Origin of the sequence: Ferrovibrio terrae, assembly GCF_007197755.1 — a bacterium.
Taxonomy (GTDB): Bacteria; Pseudomonadota; Alphaproteobacteria; order Ferrovibrionales; family Ferrovibrionaceae; genus Ferrovibrio; species Ferrovibrio terrae.
Map to the genome: position 1 here is coordinate 59266 of NZ_CP041636.1, position 21597 is coordinate 80862.

A 21597-nucleotide genomic window follows, 5' to 3' on the forward strand; every position below is an offset into this window, starting at 1 on the left:
TCCTGGCTCAGTTCCAGCGGTCCAGCTCCAGGCGTCCGATCTGGTTGCGATGCACTTCATCCGGACCGTCGGCAAAGCGCAGCGTGCGCGCCTGCGCATAGGCGGCGGCCAGGCCGAAGTCTTCCGAGACGCCGGCCGCGCCATGCACCTGCATGGCCCAGTCGATCACCTGGCAGGCCATCACCGGCGCCGCCACCTTGATCATGGCAATTTCCTTGCGCGCCGCCTTGTTGCCGACTGTGTCCATCTTCCAGGCCGCATGCAGCGTCAGGAAGCGGGCCTGGTCGATCAGGATGCGGGCATCGGCGATACGCTCCAGAGTCACCGTCTGGTCAGCCACCGGCTTGCCGAAAGCGACACGGCTCTTGGCGCGCTTGCACATCTTCTCCAGCGCACGTTCGGCCTGGCCGATCAGACGCATGCAGTGATGGATGCGGCCCGGACCGAGACGCCCCTGGGCGATCTCGAAACCGCGGCCTTCGCCCAACAGCATGTTCGATGCCGGCACACGCACATTCTCGAAGGTCACTTCGCCATGGCCATGCGGCGCGTCGTCATAGCCGAAGACCGGAAGCATGCGCAGCACATTGACGCCCGGCGCATCGCGCGGCACCAGGATCATCGACTGCTGCTGGTACTTGTTCGGATTCTTGGCATCCGACTTGCCCATGAAGATCAGGATTTTGCAACGCGGATCGCCAATACCCGAGGTCCACCACTTGCGGCCGTTGATCACATAAGAGTCGCCGTCCTTGCGGATTTCAGACTCGATGTTGGTGGCGTCCGAGGAGGCCACGGCGGGCTCCGTCATCGCAAAGGCAGAACGTATCTTGCCGGCCAGCAGCGGCTCCAGCCACTCCTTCTTGTGCTCGTCGGTGCCGTAGCGCTCCAGGACTTCCATGTTGCCGGTATCGGGCGCCGAGCAGTTGAACACTTCAGGCGCCCAGTGCACGCGGCCCATGATCTCGCAGAGCGTGGCGTATTCGTGATTCTTCAGGCCGGCGCCGCGACGGCTCTCCGGCAGGAACAGGTTCCATAGACCCTGCGCCTTGGCTTTCTCCTTCAGCTCCTCGACGACAGCAGTAGGCTGCCAGCGGTCGCCCTTGGCGACTTCCTCGTGGAAGCGGTGTTCGTTCGGGTAGACGTGGTCGTCCATGAAGCGGCTGACTTTTTCCTGCAGCTCGCGGACACGATCCGAGAATTCGAAGTCCATTGTTTCCATCCCTTGTTTTGCAAGTTAACCGATAGCGGATACGCCGCAGAGTTTATGCCCGGCAGGCGGCTTCGGCTAGGGATTGAACCAATCGCGGCGATTGGGACGGCACTATCGCTTTGCGGCGAAAAACCCGCGTAACAATTCGGCCGCCGCTGCCTCGCCGATCCCGGCATAGACATCCGGACGGTGATGGCAGGTCGGCTGCGCGAAGAAGCGCCCGCCATGGGCCACGCCACCGCCCTTGGGGTCGTCGGCGCCGTAATACAGTCGCCGCAGCCGGGCGAAGCTGATGGCGCCCGCGCACATGGCGCAGGGCTCCAGGGTGACGTAGAGATCGCAACCGCTTAGCCGTTCGGCCCCCAGCGCCGCGGCGGCCTGGCGGATCGCCAGCACCTCGGCATGAGCGGTGGGGTCGTTGCGCAGCCGCGTCTCGTTGCCGGCCCGGGCAACCACCGCACCGCTGCCGTCCACGATGACCGCCCCGACCGGCACCTCGCCGCGCCCGACAGCCAGCCGGGCCTCGTCCAGCGCGATCTCCATGGGGGTCGCCATGTGTTTTGGGGGTGCTTCGGCCATGGCGCGGAGGGTGCTGGAGGGTTCCCTATACGTCAAGGCACCCCTCGTCATTTCGGGCCGTCCGGCCTATAAGATGGCCATGAACCAGCTCAGTCCCACCCGCCTGCCTTTGATCGGAATCACCCTCGATTCCGAGGAGCCCGGCGGCTATTCGAAATTCCCCTGGTATGCCCTGCGGCAGAATTACTGCTCGGCCGTGACCCAGTCCGGCGGCCTGCCGCTCGTGCTGCCGCATGAGCCCGATGCCGTGCCCGCCTATCTCGATCTGCTGGACGGCCTGATCGTCACCGGCGGCAATTTCGACGTCGACCCGGCCCTGTTCGGAGCGGCCGAGACGCATGACACGGTGAAAGTAAAAGCGGCGCGCACCCAGTTCGAATGGGCGATCACCCGTGGCATGCTGGACCGTAACAAGCCGGTCTTTGGCATCTGCGGCGGGCAGCAGCTGCTGAACGTCGTGCTGGGCGGCACGCTGATCCAGCATATCCCCGACAGCGTGAAAGATCCGCTGGCGCATGAGCAGCCCAATCCGCGCGACCAGGCCGGCCATCCGGTCAAGGTGAGCGCCAACACACTGCTCAGCCGCATCGTCGGGGCCGATGAACTGCCGGTCAATTCGGCGCATCACCAGGCGGTGGATGCCGTGGCGCCCGGTGCTGTCTGCGACGCCATCGCGCCGGACGGCGTGATCGAGGGTATCGAGCATCCGGGCTATAAATTCTGCCTCGGCGTGCAGTGGCATCCGGAATTCTTCATCAGCGAGGGCGACCGCAAATTGTTCTCTGCCTTCATCGCGGCCTGCAAACCATGAGTGATGTAAAGGAAGATGTCGCCGGCGAGCGCATCGCCAAGCGCATGGCACGTGCCGGCCTGTGTTCGCGCCGCGATGCCGAACGCTGGATCGCCGAAGGCCGCGTCATGGTCAACGGCAAAAAGCTGGACACGCCGGCCTGCGTGGTCGGGCCCGACGATGTGATCCTGGTCAACGGTAAGCCGCTCGCTGGCGCCGCCAAGACGCAGCTCTGGCTCTATCACAAGCCGCGCGGCCTGATGACCACGCATAAGGACCCGCAGGGCCGCCCGACAGTGTTCGACAACCTGCCGCCCGGCCTGCCCCGCGTGATCTCGGTCGGCCGGCTCGATTTCAATTCCGAAGGTCTGCTGCTGCTGACCAACGACGGCGAACTGGCGCGCCGGCTGGAACTGCCGAGCACCGGCTGGCTGCGCCGCTATCGCGTGCGCGTGAATGGCCTGCCGCACAAGCAGCATCTGACCGAACTGGAACAGGGCGTCACCATCGACGACGTCAACTACGGACCTATCACGGCGAGCGTCGAGCGCAGCCAGGGCGACAATACCTGGCTGGTCGTAGGCCTGCGCGAAGGCAAGAATCGCGAGGTACGCCGCGTGATGGAGCATCTCGGCCACCAGGTCAGCCGCCTGATCCGCACCGCCTACGGCCCCTTCCAGCTTGGCGCGATCGAGCCCGGCAAGGTGAAGGAAGTACCGGGCAAGGTGCTGAAGGAACAGATCGGCGTCGGCAAGGCGCCGGCGCCCAAAAAGAAATGAGAATAGTGGGCGGCACACATCGCGGCCGGCCGATTGCGGCGCCGGCCGACGTGACCACGCGCCCGACCATCGACCGGGTGCGTGAATCGCTGTTCAACATGCTGCTGCATTCGCCGGGCCTGATGACCGAGGACGGCAGGACGCGACTGGACGGCGGCATCATGCTCGATCCCTTTGCCGGCTCTGGTGCGCTGAGCTTCGAGGCGCTGTCGCGCGGCGCGCATCATGCCTACATGTTCGAGATCGATCCGGCGGCGCGGCGCACCATCCTGGGCAACGCCAATACACTCGACATGGCCGGCCGCATCACGCTGCGCGGCCAGGATGCGTTGCATCCGGGCCCGGCGCCAGCTCCTGTCGATCTCGTGCTGATGGATCCGCCCTATGGCTCAGGGCTCGGCGCACCGGTGCTGACCGCCCTGGCGCAGAACGGCTGGCTGAAACCCGATGCGCTGGTGATCGTGGAGACGGATGCCAGGAAAGGCAGCTCGGAAGGCAGCTTCGACGCCCCGCCCGGTTTCAGCCTGCTGGAAGAACGCCAGCAGGGCCCGGCGCGCCTGACGTTTCTGCTGCGCGACAAGACCGTCGCCTGAAGACCCTTATTCAGTCGGCCAGTCTTACTCGGTAGGAATGGTGCCGGTCTTGGCCAGGGTGCGCCCCCACTCCCACATCAGTTCGGCATCGTCTTTGGCCGGCGCCATGACGCTGCTCGGCGCCGGCACCAGTTCGATCCGCGTCACGACCTGCGGCGGCTGATTGCCGGCTTCGCGCGCCTCGCGCGGTGTCATGCCGAAATAGTCGCGGAACAGGTTGCTGAAATGGCTCGGCGAGACAAAACCGTAATCCATCGCAACGTCGAAGATGCGGCGATGCGCCTGCAGGGCAATCGCCTTGAAGCAGGCCATCAGGCGCCGGCGCTGGATATGCTCGCGCACGCCGCCCAGCGGCTTGAACAGCCGGTACAGCGTGGCGCGCGAACAGCGGAACTGGCTGCACAGGCTTTCGACGCCGAGGCCAGGATCGCGCAGATGCCTGTCGATGAAGCTGCACATGGTGCGCAATGTCGCCTGCTGCGCTGCGCTGGCGGTAATATCGCCGCCCTGCACCAGTGCGCCAAGCAGGCCGAGCGTGCCCTGGGTGATCGACGAGGTCTCGCTCGCTGTTGCCCGCGCCAGGCAGTGTTTCAGCGCCACCATGTGGTGCGAGAATATCTGCGCACTGGCCGAGTCCTGCGCAAAAATACCGCCCAGTGCATCGGTCAGCTGGGGGATTTCACGGCGCACGAGTTCGCGCGGCAAAACCAGCAGCAGAACTTCTGAATCCTCCGATAGCGCTTCGATCTTGTACGCCAGGTTGACCGCGAAGATGTTGCCCGGCTGCTCCAGATACTCGGCCGACCCATTGACCACCTTGTTGCTGCCACGCACGAAATATTGCAGCGACAGGTGATCGGTATCGTCATTCCGCGCCATCATCGCCATGTCGCGCCGGAAACGCTGGGCCTCGAATTTCGAGTCCATGAACAGCGCCTGGCCGAGATGATACTGGTGGATTTCCGGTGGTGATTTCGACTGCGCGGGGTCGAGCACGGGCTCGGAATCGAAATAGGCGGCTATCGCCTGGCTGAACAGCGGCTGCAGCCATTCATCCGGCGCCATCCCCCGCGCCACCGATGCCTTTGGAATTTTCGCTCTCATCCTCGTCCGTCCCCGGCGCAAGTTCTCCCATGCAGCCCCCGACAACGCAATCTCGGATTGATCTTCTAGTTCGTAAGGCGGAGAAGGATGAGACAGGGAGGCAAGGCTTTCGAGCAACTGGGACAAGACATAACGCGTCTGGCCGGCTAAACTTTGTTCTACTGTGGCTTGAAACAGCCATTTCATTCCCAGAAAGGGGATACCATGACTAGGAAATACGCTCAGATTCCACCGCCGGAATCCGCCAATCCCGCCGGCACCTGCGGCAGCGCCATTGCCGACAATCCGGTACTTGCATCGCCGGCCAGCATCGATCTGGCGGCCGAGGCCGCCGCTTTTGAGGCCTGTCAGGTTTCGGCCATGCTGGCCGCAGCGGCGATGTCGCTGACCAATCTGAGCCTCGATGCCATGCCAAGGCTGCTGCAGCGCCCTTAAGCGGGCCGCAGACGCGGGGTCCGCCTACCGAGGGGGTGCGGCGGACCCCGCGCGCAGCAGCAGCCTCGCCGGCCTTACCACATGGACGCTTTGGCGCGCTCCGGCCAGTCGCGGTCGTAGGTTTCACCACCGACGCGCCCCTTGCTGAGCGCGGCCAGTATCTGCCCCGCGGTGGGCAGCGACTTGGGATCGACATGCAGCGCCGGATTCCACAGGTCGGCACGTACGATGGCCCGGGCGCACTGGAAATACACGCTGTCGACGGCGATCACCGCGACCGAACGCGGCGCCTTGCCCTCTATCCTGAAACTGTCGAGCAGCGCCGGATCAGTATCAAGATGGGCATGACCGTTGATGCGCAGCGTATTGCCCGAACCGGGCACGACAAACAGCAGGCCGACGCGCGGATCACGCACAATGTTGCGCAGCGTGTCGACACGGTTGTTGCCACGCCGATCCGGCAGCATCAGAGTGCGCTCGTCGTGAATGCGCACGAAGCCGGCCTTGTCGCCACGCGGTGAGCAGTCCAGCCCTTCAGGACCGGCGGTCGCCACAGTAACGAAGGGTGAAGCTTCGATATAGGCGCGGTATTCCGGCGCGATGTAATCGATCTCTTTGGCAAGCGAGGTTTCCCCCGGCTGACCGTAGAGGGCTTCCAGTTCTTCGACGGTTTTGATGATGGTCATGGCGGCATCCCGAATTGCGAGAGACGGATATGACGATCTTTCTGCCATGGTGGCGCATCGGAGGCCATGGATCGTGGCGCGGCAGGTCTATGGATTTTGATGAAATTTTATGTGGCTTGCAGCGGCAGTATACTGCATCGCCGGATTAAGGCCGCCCAGATCATTGGGCACGCTTCACTTCACGCGGTTAGGCGCCAACCGCATCAACAGATCGAAATGCCGCGACACACCGAGCTTGCGATAGAGGCCGCGCTGCTGGGTGCGGATGGTGTGGATGCTGAGCCCGGTCTGGCGCGCGACTTCCTTGGGCGGCATGCCGGAGATCAGGTAATGGGCCAGCCGGGTTTCCGCCGCCGTCAGCCGATAGGCCTGGCTGGTGGCGCTCAGATCCTGTTCTTCCTGATCGACGATGCGTAAAGCCGCAACAATGCCATTCTCGTCGGTGAAGCGGTTGCGGACGATCACCGGCACGGCCTGGAGCGCATAGGGCGCACGCCCCGATGGTCGCGCGATGGTGACTTCGCTGCGGGACAGCAGGCTTTGCGGATCGCGTGCGCTGGCGATGGCGTTGGTAATCAGTTTTCCGATCGCCTGGGTTTCTTCCCAGCCATCGGCCGCGACCGTGCCGGATCTGTGATACAGGCCATCCATGCCGGCAAAGATGCGTCGCGCCTGATCGTTCAACAGCACACTGCGGCGCTCGGCATCGAGATAGACGATGCCAACATCTTCCTCGCCGCCCTGCAGCAGATGCGGTTCCAGCGCGGCATAGACCTGGGAAAAGGCCTCGCGCATCCCGTAGGCCATCGCCAGGTGCGGCAGGATGTACGGCAGGGCCGCCGCGCGATCCCGGTCGAACGGCCCGGCGCTGCCCGCCCGCAGGAAGCGGACATATCCGAGGCGGCCATCCTTGTTGTAGAAGGCGGCTGACAGCATGTAGCGCCATCCGCTCTTGCGGTATGCGTCGAAGAAGGTGACGGCTTCGCTGCCATCCTGTTCCTGCAGGTCGGCCCAGAACAGCCGGCCGAGATTTTCCGGCAGCCACAGCGGCGCCAGAAAGGGATCTTGGGCGCAGTGCTCGCTGTCGTAACTGTTGATCAGCGGATAGTCATCTGGAATGCCGTGGATATAGCGCAGCAGCGGCGCGCCCGTCGCACCCTGGCGAATGGCCAGCTGGCCATTCTCGGCCCCCAGCTGCCGACTGAGCGTCACCAGGCCGCTTTGCAGCCGGGCGTCGTCGCGCAGAAAACCCTGCAGGAAATCTTCTACCAGCCCATCAAGCATACCGGCATCCGAGACGCTGGATTTCCATTCCACGACCTCCGGGACCACGGCCTGAAGCAGCCCGATTCCGGCTTCGAGAATACCAGATTGGTTGCCCGCGCAAACGATGCCCGGCAATGCCTGCCGGCGGTACGGGACGGCGGCCCGAAAAGTATCGCAGTCCTGAAAGGAATGAGCCGCACAAAAAGAATGGGGGCAGCCTTGCGGCTGCCCCCATCTTTAAGCCTTGGCCTAAGTCTGTGCCGATTAACGGAACAGGCTGAGCAGGGTGTTCGGCTGCTGGTTGGCGATCGACAGCGCCTGGATGTTGAGCTGCTGGCGGACCTGCAGGGACTGCAGGTTGGCGCTTTCAGCGGCCACGTCGGCGTCGACGAGGGCGCCAAGGCCCTTCTTCGCAGCGTCGACCAGGTCGTCGGTGAAGCTCTTCTGCAGGGTCAGCGCGCGGCCTTCGGCAGCGACCGACGCCATCGCGTTGTTCACCTGGGTCTCAAGCGCGGTCAACGCGGTGTTGGCGGTGCCGAAGTCGGTGGCCGGATCGGCCGCGCCAACCGTGGCGAGGCCGCCGAAGGTGGCGATTTCGGTTTCGATGTCGACAAAGGTCAGGGTCAGGCTGGTGCCCGACGTGTCGGCCACGAAGGACGCATCAGCGCCAGCGGCAGAAATCAGGTTCTTGCCGTTGAAGTTCGCCTGCGTGGTGTACGAGGTCATCGTATCCACCAGCTGGGTCACGTCGGCCTGGTAGATGGCGCGCTGGTCGTCGCTGATCGAGCCGCTGCCGAGCAGGGCGAGCTTGGCGCGCACGTCGCCGATCACGTCGGAGATGCCCTTCAGGGCGGCGTTGGTAACCTGGGCGAGACCTTCACCGCCAGCCAGCGAGGACTGGACCGAGGCCTTGGCCTTGATGTCGCCACGGATGCCCTGGGCAACGGCGAAAACGGCGGCGTCGTCCTGGGCATCGGCAACGCGATAACCGGTCTGGACGCGCTTGGAGGTGATGTCGACTTCCTTGTTGACCGCGCGCAGCGAGGACAGGGCGATCAGAGCGCCGACATTGGTATTGACGGAATTTGCCATGACTTAGTTCCTTTCTGGATATTTCGGGACTCTCTCTGAGCTCCAAGCCCTGACAATCAGGACGCCTTCGTTATCGTAGCTTCACTCGAAACGTAAAATCGCTATGTTTTGGTATATTAACGTTTTTATATACCCAAAACTTAGTACGCGTCAACCGGCATTTGTAGTTGCACTTGCAATTATCTACTCGCCTGAACGAATAGGCACAAAACATCATACACAAGGTCAGCGCCGGCCAAAGAGCTTTTCAATATCGGCCAGTTTGAGTTCGACATAGGTGGGGCGGCCGTGATTGCACTGCCCGGAATGCGGCGTGGCCTCCATCTGGCGTAACAGTGCATTCATTTCATCCAGCGTGAGACGCCGACCGGCGCGCACGCTGCCATGACACGCCATGGTGCCGCAGACTTCCTCAAGCTTTTCCTTCAACGGCAGCACATTACCGTATTCAGCAATCGCGTCGGCCAGATCGCGCACCAGATTCTGCACGGCGACATCCCCCAGCAAGGCCGGCACTTCGCGCACCACCACGGCGCCTGCACCGAAACCTTCCAGAATCAGCCCGAGTTCCGCCAGTTCAGTTGCACGCGCCGCCAGTCGGCTCGCTTCTGCTTCGGTGAGTTCGACCACTTCAGGCAGCAGCAGCGCCTGACGCGGCACCTTCCCTGCTTCGAGATTGACCTTCATACGCTCGTAAACCAGGCGCTCATGCGCGGCGTGCTGATCGACGATGACAATGCCATCCGCCGTCTGCGCCACAATATATGTCTCGTGCAGCTGACCGCGCGCCGCACCGAGCGGGTAGCTCTGCAACGGAATGGCCCCGGCATTCGCCATCGCGCCGGCATCTTCGTTGCGGGCCGCAGGCGCGAGGCCGTCGGTCTCGGCCGACATGTCGCCGGAGAAATCGCCATGCGGCGCATTATAGAGTGCCGCTGCTTCGGCAAGGCCCGGCACGGAAGCAGGCCGCAGGTTGTCATAACCGCGCCAGCGCGACGAACCGGCCCCACCAAACGTCGACTGGCCAGAAGTCCCAAAGGGCAGCGGCATGGTCGGCATCGACTGAGGCCGCAGCGCGCCGAGCGCTGCCTGCGCCACCGTGCTGGATGCGCGATGGCCGGCTTCGGCCAGCGCATGCCGCAAAGCGCCTACAATCAGGCCGCGCACAAGACCGGGATCGCGGAAGCGCACTTCCGCTTTGGCCGGATGCACGTTGACGTCGACCTGTTCTGCCGGCACCTGCAGAAACAGCGACACTACCGGATGCCGGTCGTGACTAAGGAAATCGGCATAGGCGCCTTTCACCGCACCGACAAACAGCTTGTCGCGCACCGGACGGCCGTTGACGAACAGATACTGATGCTGGGCATTGCCGCGATTGTAGGTCGGCAGACCGGCATAGCCGGTCAGCGTGATGCCTTCACGCTCTGCCCTGATCGCCACGGAATTGTCGGCGAAGTCGCGACCGAGAATCTGCTCGAGCCGCCCCAGCCGCTGCAGATCCGGACGCTGCGCATCCTGCGGATCGTTGAGCAAATTGTCGGGCACGGCATCGGCGCGGAAACTGGTGCGGCCATCCTGCTGCAGCGTGAATGCGATGCCGGCATGAGCCATCGCCAGCCGCTTCACGATTTCCTGCACGGCCAGGTCTTCGGCACGATCGGTCTTGAGGAATTTCAGCCGCGCCGGCACGGCATAGAACAGGTCGCGGACCTCGATGCGCGTGCCCGGCCCGGCCGCGGCGGGTTTGACCGCGCCGACCTTGCCTGCATCGACTTCGAGTTGCGCGGCACTGTCGGCGGCCTTTTCGCGGGTGACGATATTGAGCCGCGACACGGCACCGATGGACGGCAGCGCCTCGCCACGAAACCCCAGCCACTGGATATTCAGCAGATCGTCGCCCGGCAGTTTGGAGGTCGCATGGCGCTCCACCGCCACCGGCAAATCATCCGGCGCCATGCCCCTGCCGTCATCGGCCACGCTGATCAGCGTGCGACCGCCAGACGCCGTGGCGATATCGATGCGGCGAGCGCCGGCATCGATGGCATTCTCCACCAGTTCCTTCACGGCCGATGCCGGACGCTCGACCACTTCGCCGGCGGCGATGCGGTTGACCAGCGTTTCGGGCAGCCGCCTTATGCCTGTCTGGGAAACAGCCACGCGCTCAGCCCCCCTGCTTTCCGCTGGCCGGCGTTTCGAGTCCGGCCGGCTGGCCGACAACAACCACGAGATAGTCGTTGCGCGCAAACAGACGCTCGGCCACGCGGCGGATATCGTCCTGCGTCACGCTGTTGATGAGGCCGGGATAGGCATCGATGTAATCGGGCGGCAGGCCGGTATTCTGAATCGCCACCAGCATGCCGGCGATCGCTGCATTAGAGTTGAGGCGCAACGGGAAGGAGCCGGTCATGTAGGATTTCGCAGCCGCCAACTCTCTGTCGGTGACGCCCTCCTTGGCCACGCGAGCCAGTTCGGCGCGCACCAGTTTCAGCGCATCGCCGACCTGTGCATTCGACGTGGCGAGCGAACCGCTGACCAGCGCCGCGGCCTTGTAAGGCGCAAGCTGGGTGCCGACCGAGTAGACCAGGCCACGCTTTTCGCGCACTTCCTCAAACAGCCTCGAGGTCATGCCGCCGCCGCCCAGCACCTGGTTCAGCACGGTAGCGGCATACCAGTCCGGATCCTCGCGGGCGATGCCGGGCGCACCGAACAGCAGGATGCTCTGCGGATTGGGGAACGGAATCACCACCGGCTGCGCGGCGGTTTTGGGCACCACCGGCACCGGCAGAGTCACTGAAGCCTGCATTGGCAACGAACCGAAGCTGGTATCGACCAGCCGGGCGAGATCCTCGGGCGCCACATCGCCAACGGCGCCGATCACGAGGTTTGAGCGGGCCAGCAGAGACGTCGTGAAACCCGCCAGCGCCGCGCGATCAATGCGCTCAAGGCTTTCGGTGCTCGGCGCCGAGCGGCGACCATAGGGATGATCGCCATAGGCCAGCTGGGCAAAACGTTCGCCCACCAGGGCATTTGGGCTGGTGCGGCTGCGTTCGTAGGCCACACGGGCCTGGGCCTTCACGCGCTGCACCGGCTCGTCATCGAACCGCGGCGCCGTCAATGCCAGTTTCAGCAGGTCGAAGGCGCGTGCCCGATTGACGGTGAGCGTGCGTATCGTCGCCGTGGTGTAATCGCGCTCGGTGCTGAACCCCATATCGACGGCGGATTCCTGCAGCGCGATCTGGAAATCATCGGCCGAGAGGTCGCCCGCGCCTTCATTCAGCAGGCCGGTGGCGAGTTGGGCAAGGCCCTCCTGTCCGGCCGGTTCGCTCGAGGATCCGCCGCGCCAGGTCGCCTGCAGCGACAGGATCGGAATGCTGGGCTCGCGCACGAACCACACTTCGATGCCGAGCGGCGTCTTGATCCGCTCGATTTTCGGACTTGCGGCGGCCGGCAGTGCAGCCCAAAGCAATGAGGAAGCCAGCAGCAGGACGGCAATGACAAACCGGCGCATCGGCGTCTCCCTCAACTCTGGTCTTTCGGCAGCAGATGCCCGGTGACCGAGCGGCGGATGTCCAGGACGTAGCGTGCCGCCGCCAGCACCTGCTCGCGAGTCACGGCATTGACCAGCCTGGGCCAGGCCTCGACATCTTCCACGGTCAGCCCGGTGGTGAGCGCGACGCCGAAGATGCGCGCGGCACCCGACAGGCTGTCGCGCGCATAGATCGTCTCGGCCTGCATGCCCGTCCGCGCCAGGCGCATTTCCTCGTCGGTGACGCCATTGGCCAGCAGGTCGGCGATCACCTTGTCGAGCGCGGCCTCCACCTCGTCCAGCTTGTGGCCGTTCTTGGGTGAGGCGGCGAAGCCGAAGGTGCTCTGGTCGAGCGACATCAAGCTGTACCAGGCGCCGGCGGAAACGGCGGAACCGTCACCCTTCACCAGGGAATTGTGCAGGCGGCCGGTCGGCGCATTGAGGATTTCCGCCAGCATGGCAAGCGGCACGGCATGCTGCTTCTCGCCGGCTGAACGGCTCGGCGCCAGATAGCTGCGCCGCATTGAGGGCTGCGCAACGCGGGCATCCGACATGCTGAGACGACGCGCGGCCAGTTGGTTCGGTTCCTGCGGCCGGAAGCGTGGCGGGATCGGACGCATCGGGATCAGGCCGTAATATTTCTCGGCCAGTGCCTTCAGTTCGGCCGGACGCACATCACCGGCCACGATCAGGATGGCGTTGTTCGGCGCATAATGGCTGCGATAAAAGGTCATCGCGTCGTTCAGCGTCAGCCGCTGGATTTCCGCCGGCCAGCCGATCACCGGGCGTCCATAGGGATGACTGAGATACTGCGCGGCATCCAGCTGCTCGCCGAACAGCGCGCCGGGATTGTTGTCGGTGCGGCTGAGCCGCTCCTCCATCACCACCTGCAGCTCCGGTTTGGCGTCGGACTCCTTCGGCGCGAGCTGGCTCATGCGATCCGCTTCCATGCTCATCATCAGTTCGAGCCGGTCGCGCGCGATGGTCTGGAAATAACCGGTATAGTCGGACGAGGTGAAGGCGTTATCGCGACCGCCTTCACGCGCCACGATCTTGGAATACTCGCCCGGCAGCACATTCGGCGTGCCCTTGAACATCAGATGTTCGAGATAATGCGCGACACCCGACACGCCAGGCTGTTCGTCGGCGGCGCCGACACGATACCAGACCATGTGATGCACGATCGGCGCCCGGTGATCCTCGATCAGGATCACCTGCATGCCGTTGCCGAGCATGAACTGCGTCGGGTTGAACACCTGGGCCCGGCTGTCGGCGGCCATGCCCGCGAGACAAACGATGGCGGACAGGGCAGCGATCAGGCGTTTCGGCACAGGCAGCTCCGTCGGCTAAAGGACTCCGTCAGAAGATTCCCTCAAGCGGGCCGCGCTCGCGCCGCTTGATGGTCGGGATGGTCCCGGCGCTGAGCGGCTTGCCAGTGGCGGCATTCTCGCGCAGGCGCTGGGCTTCCTTGGCCGGATCGATGGCCAGGCCAGGTTCCGTCGGTCCCTGCCAGAACATCAGGCGGTCAACGAAGCGGCTGTCGCGTTCGGCCAGCTGGGTGAATTCGTCATTCACCTTGCGGCGGATATCGGGATCGACGTTGCCGGCGCGCGCCTGCTGCAACAGGGCCTGCTCACCGGCCGAGCGCGCCGTGGCATTCGGGCCACCAGTACGGCTGAGCGGCGTGATCTGACCGGCGGCATCGGTGCTGGCGCCGCCAAAGGCCGCAGCGGCGCGATCGCGCGCGGGCACTTCCTGCGGACGCGCGGCACCCGGCTCGGGCGGACGCAAGCCGAATTCCGGCGGCAGCACCAGCGGCGCCTTGGTCACGACGACGAATTCATCGGGGGATTTCTTGGTGATGCCGAGCGCATCGCGCGTGCTGTCGCACCCGGCGAGTGCCAGGCTGCCGACGGCGAGCGCGGTGAGGCTGAGCAGCCGCAGTGCGGGCAACCGCAGATGTCGGCCGGCAAGATTCGGTCGACGCATGGAAACAGTCCCTTCTTGAACGCGAGGCGCGAGACCAACTCACACGAGGCCGGGGATTTTAGCCTTGGCACCGGCGGCGGCACAAGGGCGGCAGGCTGGCGCAGATACTCCGAAACGGCCCGGATTTCCGCGCCCGGAGCAGCCCGTTCACGCCGATATGTGCCGTGAGCGGATCAGCCTGTCGCCGATGCCCGGCCGGGCAGGCGCACTGTGGCGGCGGTGCCAGCCGATTCGCTGCTTTCGATCGACAGGCTGCCACCATGCAACTCGACGAATTTCCGGCTGATCGCCAGCCCCAGGCCGGTGCCCTCGCTGCGCCGGCGGATATTCGGATCGCCCTGCCAGAAAGGCTCGAAGATGCGGGACAGGTCTTCCGGGCGGATGCCAACACCGGTATCGCGCACCCGGATGGTCAAATGGCCATCGCTGTCCTGGTTGCCGGTGACATAGATGGCGCCGCCCTGCGGCGTGAACTTGATGGCATTGGACAGCAGGTTGAGCAGCACCTGCTTGATCGCCCGCGCATCGATGCGTACCGGCGGCAGGTCGGCAGGGAACTCGTCGATCAGGTCGAGATCGGCATCCTGCGCCCTGCCCTTGACGATGGTGATGCAGTCGCCGACCACCGTGGTCAGGTCGACATCTTCGAGCGACAGTTCATAGCGCCCGGCCTCGATCTTCGACATGTCGAGAATATCGTTGATGACATGCAGCAGATGCCGCGCGCTCATCACGATATCCTCGGCATAATCGAAATACCGGTCGGAATTGGCGCCCCACATGCGCAGCGTGATCACCTCGGCGAAGCCGATGATGGCATTCAGCGGCGTGCGCAGCTCGTGACTCATATTGGCGAGGAATTCCGACTTGGCGCGGTTGGCGGCGATGGCGTGTTCGCGCTCGCGGGCATAGGACGAGGCCAGCCGTTCCAGATCTTCGGCCTGAGCACGCAGGCGGGAATTCGCCTCATCCAGCGCCTTCTCGGCCAGCTTGCGCTCCGAAATGTCGAGCGCAATGGAAATGATGCCGGTGACCGCACCCTGGGCATCGAACAGCGGCACCTTGCTTTCCAGCATGGTCAGATGTGGCGCATCCGCCATCTGATAGGTACGTTCGATATTCAGCACCGGCTGACGGCTGGCGATCATCGCCTGTTCGTTTTCTTCGCTGAATTGCACGAAGGCTTCGCGGTGCTCGGGCTGGATGCCCGGCAGCGGCAACTCGCTCAGATGCCGACCGATGATCTCCTCCGCCGGCAGGCCGAATACATCGGAGCAGCGACTGTTCACCAGCATGTAGCGGCCGTCGGCATCTTTCAGCGTCACCGGGGCCGGAATGGCATCCAGCACCACGCGCAGCATTTCGCGGTTGCGTTCCACTTCTGACAGGTATTCTCCGCTGGCGCCGAGAATGGCGTTGACACGGTCGGTCAGCAGGCCGAATTCGTCGCGCTCATGCCCCTTCGGCGCCGTGATGGCGGTTTCTTTCGGCCGGCGCGGATCGGCGCGGTCGATCTGCGCCACCAGATTGAGCAGCGGCCGGGTCAGCGTGAAATAGAACAGCACCGCCAGAATGAGCGCGAGCACGAAGTTGCGCACCAGACCGGTGACGATCACCACGCCGGTGCGATTGATCACGCTGCGGGCCAGCAGCGTGCCGTCGACATGCACACGCATCTCGCCGACCAGATCGCGATCGCGTGGCCCGAAGAGCGGGCGCACCAGTATCTCTTCCGTCTCGGGCAGCAGGAAAACCAGCACGCGCGTCACCAGCGACGTATCCATGGGGGCTTCGACGCTGCCCTGGTCGCGCTCCTGCAGCGCCATGCGGCGGCCGTAATTGTCGTAGATCTCGGCGCGCCAGACCGGCTGATACAGCAAAAGCCCGCTGACGACGCGCGCGGCCAGCTGTTCATCGAGGGCATATGCTGCCTGAGACGCCGCGTCGTTCAGCATGTCCATCACCTGCGCGACGGTGGCTTCACGCTGCGTGACTTCGTTGCGGATATCGAGAACGAGCTGGAAGAGGCTGGAGACAAAGCCAAGCACCAGCGCCGCGATGACCGTGACCTTGACCTGGCGGGCGGAAAGACGGTGACGCGCGGAGCGTCGTGCGGGTACCGGCGCGGTCATGCCCAACCTGCAACGCGAAGTTTGCCTTCGATGCGCAGTTGGGGGGCAGCCGTCGGCGCGGCAGAAAGCTGGCCGCTGTGCGTCATCCCCCCTGCCCCGGACCGGTCTTGCCGTCCGGTCCACCCCGACCGAAGCATTCGCCTCTCGCCCCACGCCTCATCTTCAGGGGTGATGCTGCCACCATTCGTGTTCGGGCGCAACGAATCGGCAGAGCAACCACCGAAAGTGGTAATCAGGACTCTCGGGCGTCCTAATCTGCCGTTTTCTGGGGCCGGAAGCCGTCCGCCAGCAAAAGCAGCACGCCCACGACAATGGCGCAGTCCGCCACATTGAAGGCCGGCCAATGCCAGCCGAATGCGTGAAAGTCGAGGAAGTCGAACACGGCGCCGAAGCGGTAGCGGTCGATCACATTTCCGATAGCGCCGCCGATGATCATGCCGAGCGCCACAGCCACCAGCCGGGAATGCGCGCGCCACAGCCACCAGAGCAGCCACACCGTCACCACGAAGGACACCGCGATCAGCGTCCAGCTGCGGCCGGCGCTGTCTTCGCTGAACATGCCGAAGCTGACGCCGGTATTCCACACCATCACCAGATTGAAGAACGGCGTCACGGTAATACCGGTCGGGTTCTGCTGCATCAGGTCGAGGAAGTAGACCTTGCTGATCTGGTCGGCGACGAAAATGCCGAGTGCGATCAGCAGGCCGAGCCTGAATGTACGGCTCATACGCTCACCGCTTCAACGCAGCGCTTGCACAGGTCGTCATGGCCGGGCACATGCCCGACTTCTTCCAGCACCTGCCAGCAGCGCTCGCATTTGATCCCCGAGGCCTGCTGCGGCACCACCGCCACGCCCTTGGCGTCATCGGTGCGGAAGGCGTCGGCCGGGCCGTCACCCACCTGCACGTTGATGCTCGACGTGATACAGATCTCGGCGAAATCGATGCCGTCCAGCGCCGCTTTGTCTTCCGGCACGACATAGACGGTCGGACCGGCCTGCAGGCTGGCGCCGATACGCTTCTCGGCGCGTTCGATTTCCAGCGCGCCGGTGACGGCGCGGCGCACGCGGCGCACCCGCTCCCACTTGGCGCCGAGCGCCGCATCCAGCCATTCGGCCGGGATGGTCGGGAACAGTTCACGATGCACGCTGCCGTCTTCCGATGGATAGCGCGTCAGCCAGACTTCTTCGGCCGTGAAACTGATGAAGGGGGCGAGCCACTTCACCAGGCAGTCGAACAGGTGATCCAGCACGGTGCGCGCGGCACGGCGGCGGATGCTGCCCGGCGCGTCGCAATAGAGCGCATCCTTGCGGATGTCGAAATAGAAGCCCGAGAGATCGACGGCGCAGAAATTGTAGAGCGCCACATACATGCGGTGGAAATCATACTGCTCGCAGCTTTCGCGCACGATGGTGCCCAGCTCGGCCAGGCGATGCAGCACCCAGCGCTCCAGTTCCGGCATCTGCGCATGCGGCAGGCGCTCGGCCTCCTGGAAGCCGGCGAGATTGCCGAGCAGGTAGCGCAGCGTGTTACGCAGGCGGCGATAGGCGTCCGACTGCGCCTGGATGATGGTCTTGCCGACGCTGAGATCGTCGGAATAGTCCGACGACACCACCCAGAGGCGCAGGATATCGGCGCCCGACTGCTTGATCACATCCTGCGGCTCGGTCGTATTGCCGAGCGACTTGGACATCTTGCGGCCCTTCTCGTCCAGCGTGAAACCATGCGTCAGCACGGCGTCATACGGCGCGCGGCCGCGCGTGCCGCAACTTTCCAGCAGCGAAGAATGGAACCAGCCGCGATGCTGGTCGGAGCCTTCGAGGTACAGCGAGGCCGGCCATTTCAGGTCAGGGCGCTGCTCGAGCACGAAGCTGTGCGTCGAACCGGAATCGAACCAGACATCGAGAATGTCGGTCACCATCTTCCAGTCGGACGGCGTGTATTTGTTGCCGAGGAAGTCGGCCGGCTGGGCGGTGAACCAGGCATCGGCGCCGCCCTTCAGGCAGGCTTCCACGATACGCTCGTTCACTTCCTCGTCGCGCAGCAGCTCGCCGGTTTCCCTGTTCTCGAAGATCGCGATCGGTACGCCCCAGGCACGCTGACGGCTGATCACCCAGTCCGGGCGCTGCTCGATCATCGAATACAGGCGATTGCGGCCGCCGGCCGGATAGAACTCGGTGGCGTCGATGGCGGCCAGCGCCTTCTTGCGCAGGTCGTTGGTGGTCATCGAGATGAACCACTGCGGGGTGTTGCGGAAGATCAGCGGCGCCTTGGAACGCCAGGAATGCGGATACTGGTGGCGCAGGCGGCCCTTGCCGAGCAGGCCGTTGGCCTCGATCAGCGTGGCGATCACACGGCCATTGGCGTCACCCTCTTTGCCGGAATCGTCCAGCACGCGGGCCGGCCTGTCGCCACCGAAGATCGGCACATGGCGGAAGTAGCTGCCATCGGCGTCGACCGTATGCGGTACTTCGATGCCGTTGGCGGTGCCGAGATTGTAGTCGTCGGCGCCATGGCCCGGCGCGATATGCACAAAGCCGGTGCCGGCATCCAGCGTGACGAAATCGCCAAACAGCACCGGCACGTCATACTCATAGCCCTGGCCGCGCAGCGGATGCGCGCAGATGGTGCCGGCAAGATCGGTACCCTTCAGCGTGGCCAGCACGCTGCTGCCTTCGATGGCGCAGGCCTTGCTCACGCTCTCGATCAGGTCTTTCGCGATGATCACCTCATCGCCGACCTTGGCCAGTGTCTTCTCGCCGACGGCATCGACGCGCAGTCGCACATACTCGGCGTCCTTGGCAGCGGCAATCGCGCGGTTGCCCGGCATGGTCCAGGGCGTGGTGGTCCAGATCACGACGGACGCACCTTCGGCGGCCTTCGCAACGGTCTTCACCACCGGGAATTTCACGAAGATGGTGGACGAGGTATGCTCGTGATACTCGACCTCGGCTTCCGCCAGCGCGGTGCGTTCGACGATCGACCACATCACCGGCTTCGAGCCCTTGAACAGGCCGCCGTTCATCAGGAATTTCTGGATCTCGCGCACGATCTGGGCTTCGGCCGCGAAGCTCATGGTCGTGTAAGGCTTCTTCCAGTCGCCGATCACGCCGAGGCGCTTGAATTCCTCGCGCTGCACGCCGATCCAGTGATCGGCGAAATCGCGGCATTCCTTGCGGAACTCGTCGATCGGCACTTCATCCTTGTTCTTGCCGGCGGCGCGGTATTTCTCTTCGATCTTCCATTCGATCGGCAGGCCATGGCAGTCCCAGCCCGGCACGTAATTGGCATCGAAGCCCATCATCTGCCGCGAGCGGTTGATCACGTCCTTGAGGATCTTGTTCAGCGCGTGGCCGATATGCAGGTTGCCGTTGGCATAGGGCGGGCCGTCATGCAGCACGAACAGCTCGCGGCCCTTGGAATCAGCCCGCAGCTTTTCGTAGAGGCCGATCTTCTCCCAGCGGGCGAGGATTTCCGGCTCCTTGGCCGGCAGGCCGGCCTTCATCGGGAAATCGGTCGTCGGCAGGAAAACGGTGGAACGGTAGTCGGTGGTCATGGCTCAACTCGGGTGGCGCGCCAGGCCATCGGCGGCGGCGCGGAATTTCAGGAAAAAGTCGAGGATATCCCGGGCCTTAGAGAAGGACCGGGCCGCTAATTCGCGGCGCCTGAAGGTCGACCGATATGGCGAATTGCCCAAGCATGGCGATGATTTAGCATTTGAGCCGGGGGCTGTCGAGGTGGGTCGGCCATGACGGGGATACCGGCGCGGTAATGCCCAAATTCTCCGTCGCCCCCGCGAAAGCGGGGCCCAGTTGGATGGGCTTGTGGCATCCTCAAGGAGAAGCGGATCAAGAAATGGCGCAGGGCGTAGAAGCTTGCCTTGATCGAGCAGAGTAATCCTGATTGACGAGACCTGTATCAGGACCTGCAATCCTGACTGAGCCCCGCTTTCGCGGGGACTACGGGATTAACTCAGGAAGCTGCCAAAACGGCCTTCGCCGCCTCAACATCGGCGGCAATCTGGCGCTTCAGCGGCTCGGGCCCTTCGTATTTCAGTTCCGGCCGCAGGAAGGCATGGAATTCGACCCGCAGGCGGCGCTCATACAGATCGCCGCTGAAATCGAACAGATAGACTTCCAGCTTCACATCGGTCTGGTCGAATGTCGGCCGGACGCCGAGGCTGGCCACGCCGTCATGCACTTCGCCATCCAGCACGCAGCGCACGGCATAGATGCCGAATTTCGGCACCTGGAAATCGGTCAGGGCCACGTTGGCAGTGGGATAACCCAGCTCGCGACCGCGCTTGTCGCCGTGCTCGACGACGCCGACGATTTCCCACGGCCGGCCGAGAATTCGGTTGGCGGCCGTCACGTCACCAGCTTCGAGCAAATGCCGCACGCGTGTGGACGAGAACACTTCACCGTCACCCTGTGGCGTCACGACGGTCACGCCGATCCTGTGCTTCGCGCCCAGTTCGCGCAGCAGGTCGGTATTGCCGACGCGCGCCTTGCCGAAGGTGAAGTCGTAGCCGACCACCACATGGCTGAGCCCCAGGTCGCGGGCGAGGATATGGTCGACGAAATCCTGCGGCGACTGCGCCGCAAGTGCCGCATCGAAGGGCATCGCCAGCGTGGCATTGATGCCGAGATCGCCCAGGATGCGCGCCTTGGTGTCCAGTGCATCGAGCCGGAAGGACGGAGAAGACGGCACGAAGAAGCGGCGCGGATGCGGCTCGAAGGTGATGACGGCGCGCGCCCGGGCTTCCCCGGCACGCTCAGCCGCCTTGTCGGCCTCGGCGTGCACGGCATTGATCAGGGCGCGATGGCCCAGATGCACGCCGTCGAAATTACCGATGGCCGCCACGGCACCGCGAAGTGCCGGCGGAAAACTGGCGCTGGAACGCAAAAGACGCATGCTGGTGAACGAACCCCTGACGAATACCCAAAATTGGGACAGACGGGGGCGCCGTCACCTGGCCTTGCGGGAGACCATCATGGTGGCGACGCCGTCGATCACCACAGTATCACCGACCCGGCATTCGCAGGCAAAGGTCACGCGGCGCTTCTCGGCCACGATTTCGGTCACCGTGACCCTGGCCACCACGGTGTCGCCGATGCGAACCGGCGCCTTGAAGCGCAGGTCCTGCGAGACATAGATGCAGCCGGGACCCGGCAGCCTGGTGCCCAGCACCGTGCTGATCAGGCTGGCGCCCAGCATGCCGTGGGCGATGCGGCCCTTGAAGGGAGTCGCGGCGGCAAAGGCTTCATCCATATGCACCGGATTGGTGTCGCCAGAGACATCCGCGAAGGCGACGATATCGGCTTCGCTCACCGTCTTGGCAAACTCTGCCGTCATGCCGACCTGCAGGTCTTCCAGGTAATAGCCGTGCAAGGCCTGATAGGTCATGGCTG

19 protein-coding genes are annotated in these 21597 nt (G+C 64.1%); 4 read left to right on the forward strand and 15 right to left on the reverse strand.

What is annotated here, in order from left to right:
- Window positions 1–7: 7 nt before the first annotated feature.
- Both FNB15_RS00290 and FNB15_RS00295 read right to left on the reverse strand, forming a co-directional pair.
- Window positions 8–1213, reverse strand: a complete 1206-nt coding sequence (locus FNB15_RS00290) for an acyl-CoA dehydrogenase family protein (RefSeq protein ID WP_144066798.1) — start codon at window positions 1211–1213, stop codon at window positions 8–10.
- A 111-nt stretch (window positions 1214–1324) separates the two neighbouring features.
- Complete coding sequence (locus FNB15_RS00295; RefSeq protein ID WP_342777568.1) at window positions 1325–1768, reverse strand: nucleoside deaminase; 444 nt, start codon at window positions 1766–1768, stop codon at window positions 1325–1327.
- A gap of 103 nt (window positions 1769–1871) precedes the next feature.
- Here FNB15_RS00295 and FNB15_RS00300 point away from each other — a divergent pair, with 103 nt between their 5' ends.
- From FNB15_RS00300 to rsmD, 3 genes are read left to right on the forward strand one after another with little or no spacing between them, the layout of a single operon-like run.
- Entirely contained in the window at window positions 1872–2603 is a 732-nt protein-coding gene (locus FNB15_RS00300; protein ID WP_144066799.1) for a gamma-glutamyl-gamma-aminobutyrate hydrolase family protein, read from the forward strand.
- Window positions 2600–3361 (forward strand): pseudouridine synthase, encoded by a 762-nt coding sequence (locus tag FNB15_RS00305; protein ID WP_144066800.1) that lies wholly within the window; start codon window positions 2600–2602, stop codon window positions 3359–3361. Before FNB15_RS00300 ends, FNB15_RS00305 begins: the two co-directional genes overlap by 4 nt.
- 5 nt (window positions 3362–3366) lie before the next feature.
- Window positions 3367–3954, forward strand: a complete 588-nt coding sequence (gene rsmD / locus FNB15_RS00310; protein ID WP_185973651.1) for a 16S rRNA (guanine(966)-N(2))-methyltransferase RsmD — start codon at window positions 3367–3369, stop codon at window positions 3952–3954.
- 24 nt (window positions 3955–3978) lie between these two features.
- On the opposite strand, the gene FNB15_RS00315 is transcribed toward rsmD, so the two are convergent.
- Window positions 3979–5019, reverse strand: a complete 1041-nt coding sequence (locus FNB15_RS00315) for a helix-turn-helix domain-containing protein (RefSeq protein ID WP_185973652.1) — start codon at window positions 5017–5019, stop codon at window positions 3979–3981.
- A 243-nt stretch (window positions 5020–5262) separates the two neighbouring features.
- Between FNB15_RS00315 and FNB15_RS00320 the strand changes: the two genes are divergently transcribed.
- Window positions 5263–5493: a hypothetical protein gene (locus FNB15_RS00320; RefSeq protein ID WP_144066803.1), complete on the forward strand. Its 231-nt coding sequence runs from the start codon at window positions 5263–5265 to the stop codon at window positions 5491–5493.
- 74 nt (window positions 5494–5567) lie between these two features.
- Here the strand turns inward: FNB15_RS00320 and FNB15_RS00325 are convergent, their stop codons facing one another.
- The 12 genes from FNB15_RS00325 to FNB15_RS00380 form a co-directional block, all read right to left on the reverse strand.
- On the reverse strand, window positions 5568–6179 hold the full coding sequence (locus tag FNB15_RS00325) for a pyridoxamine 5'-phosphate oxidase family protein (protein ID WP_144066804.1): 612 nt from the start codon (window positions 6177–6179) through the stop codon (window positions 5568–5570).
- A gap of 174 nt (window positions 6180–6353) precedes the next feature.
- Entirely contained in the window at window positions 6354–7463 is a 1110-nt protein-coding gene (locus FNB15_RS00330; protein ID WP_144066805.1) for a helix-turn-helix transcriptional regulator, read from the reverse strand.
- Window positions 7464–7709: 246 nt separating this feature from the next.
- Complete coding sequence (locus FNB15_RS21290) at window positions 7710–8537, reverse strand: flagellin (RefSeq protein WP_144066806.1); 828 nt, start codon at window positions 8535–8537, stop codon at window positions 7710–7712.
- Window positions 8538–8762: 225 nt separating this feature from the next.
- On the reverse strand, window positions 8763–10697 hold the full coding sequence (mutL, locus tag FNB15_RS00340) for a DNA mismatch repair endonuclease MutL (RefSeq protein ID WP_144066807.1): 1935 nt from the start codon (window positions 10695–10697) through the stop codon (window positions 8763–8765).
- A 4-nt stretch (window positions 10698–10701) separates the two neighbouring features.
- Complete coding sequence (locus FNB15_RS00345) at window positions 10702–12048, reverse strand: M16 family metallopeptidase (RefSeq protein ID WP_144066808.1); 1347 nt, start codon at window positions 12046–12048, stop codon at window positions 10702–10704.
- 11 nt (window positions 12049–12059) lie between these two features.
- Window positions 12060–13397: a M16 family metallopeptidase gene (locus FNB15_RS00350; RefSeq protein ID WP_246068753.1), complete on the reverse strand. Its 1338-nt coding sequence runs from the start codon at window positions 13395–13397 to the stop codon at window positions 12060–12062.
- Window positions 13398–13425: 28 nt separating this feature from the next.
- Window positions 13426–14055, reverse strand: a complete 630-nt coding sequence (locus FNB15_RS00355) for a DUF3035 domain-containing protein (RefSeq protein ID WP_144066809.1) — start codon at window positions 14053–14055, stop codon at window positions 13426–13428.
- Between the two features lie 173 nt (window positions 14056–14228).
- The gene (locus tag FNB15_RS00360) at window positions 14229–16187 is read right to left on the reverse strand and encodes a PAS domain-containing sensor histidine kinase (RefSeq protein WP_144066810.1); all 1959 of its coding nucleotides are present in this window, start codon (window positions 16185–16187) and stop codon (window positions 14229–14231) included.
- Window positions 16188–16437: 250 nt separating this feature from the next.
- Window positions 16438–16914: a signal peptidase II gene (gene lspA, locus FNB15_RS00365; protein WP_144066811.1), complete on the reverse strand. Its 477-nt coding sequence runs from the start codon at window positions 16912–16914 to the stop codon at window positions 16438–16440.
- On the reverse strand, window positions 16911–19742 hold the full coding sequence (gene ileS, locus FNB15_RS00370) for an isoleucine--tRNA ligase (protein WP_144066812.1): 2832 nt from the start codon (window positions 19740–19742) through the stop codon (window positions 16911–16913). Before ileS ends, lspA begins: the two co-directional genes overlap by 4 nt.
- Before the next feature lie 416 nt (window positions 19743–20158).
- The gene (locus FNB15_RS00375) at window positions 20159–21100 is read right to left on the reverse strand and encodes a bifunctional riboflavin kinase/FAD synthetase (RefSeq protein ID WP_144066813.1); all 942 of its coding nucleotides are present in this window, start codon (window positions 21098–21100) and stop codon (window positions 20159–20161) included.
- A 54-nt stretch (window positions 21101–21154) separates the two neighbouring features.
- Window positions 21155–21592, reverse strand: a complete 438-nt coding sequence (locus FNB15_RS00380; protein WP_144066814.1) for a MaoC family dehydratase — start codon at window positions 21590–21592, stop codon at window positions 21155–21157.
- Window positions 21593–21597 lie beyond the last annotated feature (5 nt).

Excerpts from the sequence above, each read along its gene's own strand:
- FNB15_RS00290 (WP_144066798.1), bottom strand. The coding sequence starts at position 1,213 with ATGGACTTCGAATTCTCGGATCGTGTCCGCGAGCTGCAGGAAAAAGTC.
- FNB15_RS00295 (WP_342777568.1), bottom strand. The coding sequence starts at position 1,768 with ATGGCGACCCCCATGGAGATCGCGCTGGACGAGGCCCGGCTGGCTGTC.
- FNB15_RS00300 (WP_144066799.1), top strand. The coding sequence starts at position 1,872 with ATGAACCAGCTCAGTCCCACCCGCCTGCCTTTGATCGGAATCACCCTC.
- FNB15_RS00305 (WP_144066800.1), top strand. The coding sequence starts at position 2,600 with ATGAGTGATGTAAAGGAAGATGTCGCCGGCGAGCGCATCGCCAAGCGC.
- FNB15_RS00315 (WP_185973652.1), bottom strand. The coding sequence starts at position 5,019 with ATGGCGCCGGATGAATGGCTGCAGCCGCTGTTCAGCCAGGCGATAGCC.
- FNB15_RS00320 (WP_144066803.1), top strand. The coding sequence starts at position 5,263 with ATGACTAGGAAATACGCTCAGATTCCACCGCCGGAATCCGCCAATCCC.
- FNB15_RS00325 (WP_144066804.1), bottom strand. The coding sequence starts at position 6,179 with ATGACCATCATCAAAACCGTCGAAGAACTGGAAGCCCTCTACGGTCAG.
- FNB15_RS00330 (WP_144066805.1), bottom strand. The coding sequence starts at position 7,463 with ATGCTTGATGGGCTGGTAGAAGATTTCCTGCAGGGTTTTCTGCGCGAC.
- FNB15_RS21290 (WP_144066806.1), bottom strand. The coding sequence starts at position 8,537 with ATGGCAAATTCCGTCAATACCAATGTCGGCGCTCTGATCGCCCTGTCC.
- FNB15_RS00345 (WP_144066808.1), bottom strand. The coding sequence starts at position 12,048 with ATGCGCCGGTTTGTCATTGCCGTCCTGCTGCTGGCTTCCTCATTGCTT.
- FNB15_RS00355 (WP_144066809.1), bottom strand. The coding sequence starts at position 14,055 with ATGCGTCGACCGAATCTTGCCGGCCGACATCTGCGGTTGCCCGCACTG.
- FNB15_RS00360 (WP_144066810.1), bottom strand. The coding sequence starts at position 16,187 with ATGACCGCGCCGGTACCCGCACGACGCTCCGCGCGTCACCGTCTTTCC.
- lspA (WP_144066811.1), bottom strand. The coding sequence starts at position 16,914 with ATGAGCCGTACATTCAGGCTCGGCCTGCTGATCGCACTCGGCATTTTC.
- ileS (WP_144066812.1), bottom strand. The coding sequence starts at position 19,742 with ATGACCACCGACTACCGTTCCACCGTTTTCCTGCCGACGACCGATTTC.
- FNB15_RS00375 (WP_144066813.1), bottom strand. The coding sequence starts at position 21,100 with ATGCGTCTTTTGCGTTCCAGCGCCAGTTTTCCGCCGGCACTTCGCGGT.
- FNB15_RS00380 (WP_144066814.1), bottom strand. The coding sequence starts at position 21,592 with ATGACCTATCAGGCCTTGCACGGCTATTACCTGGAAGACCTGCAGGTC.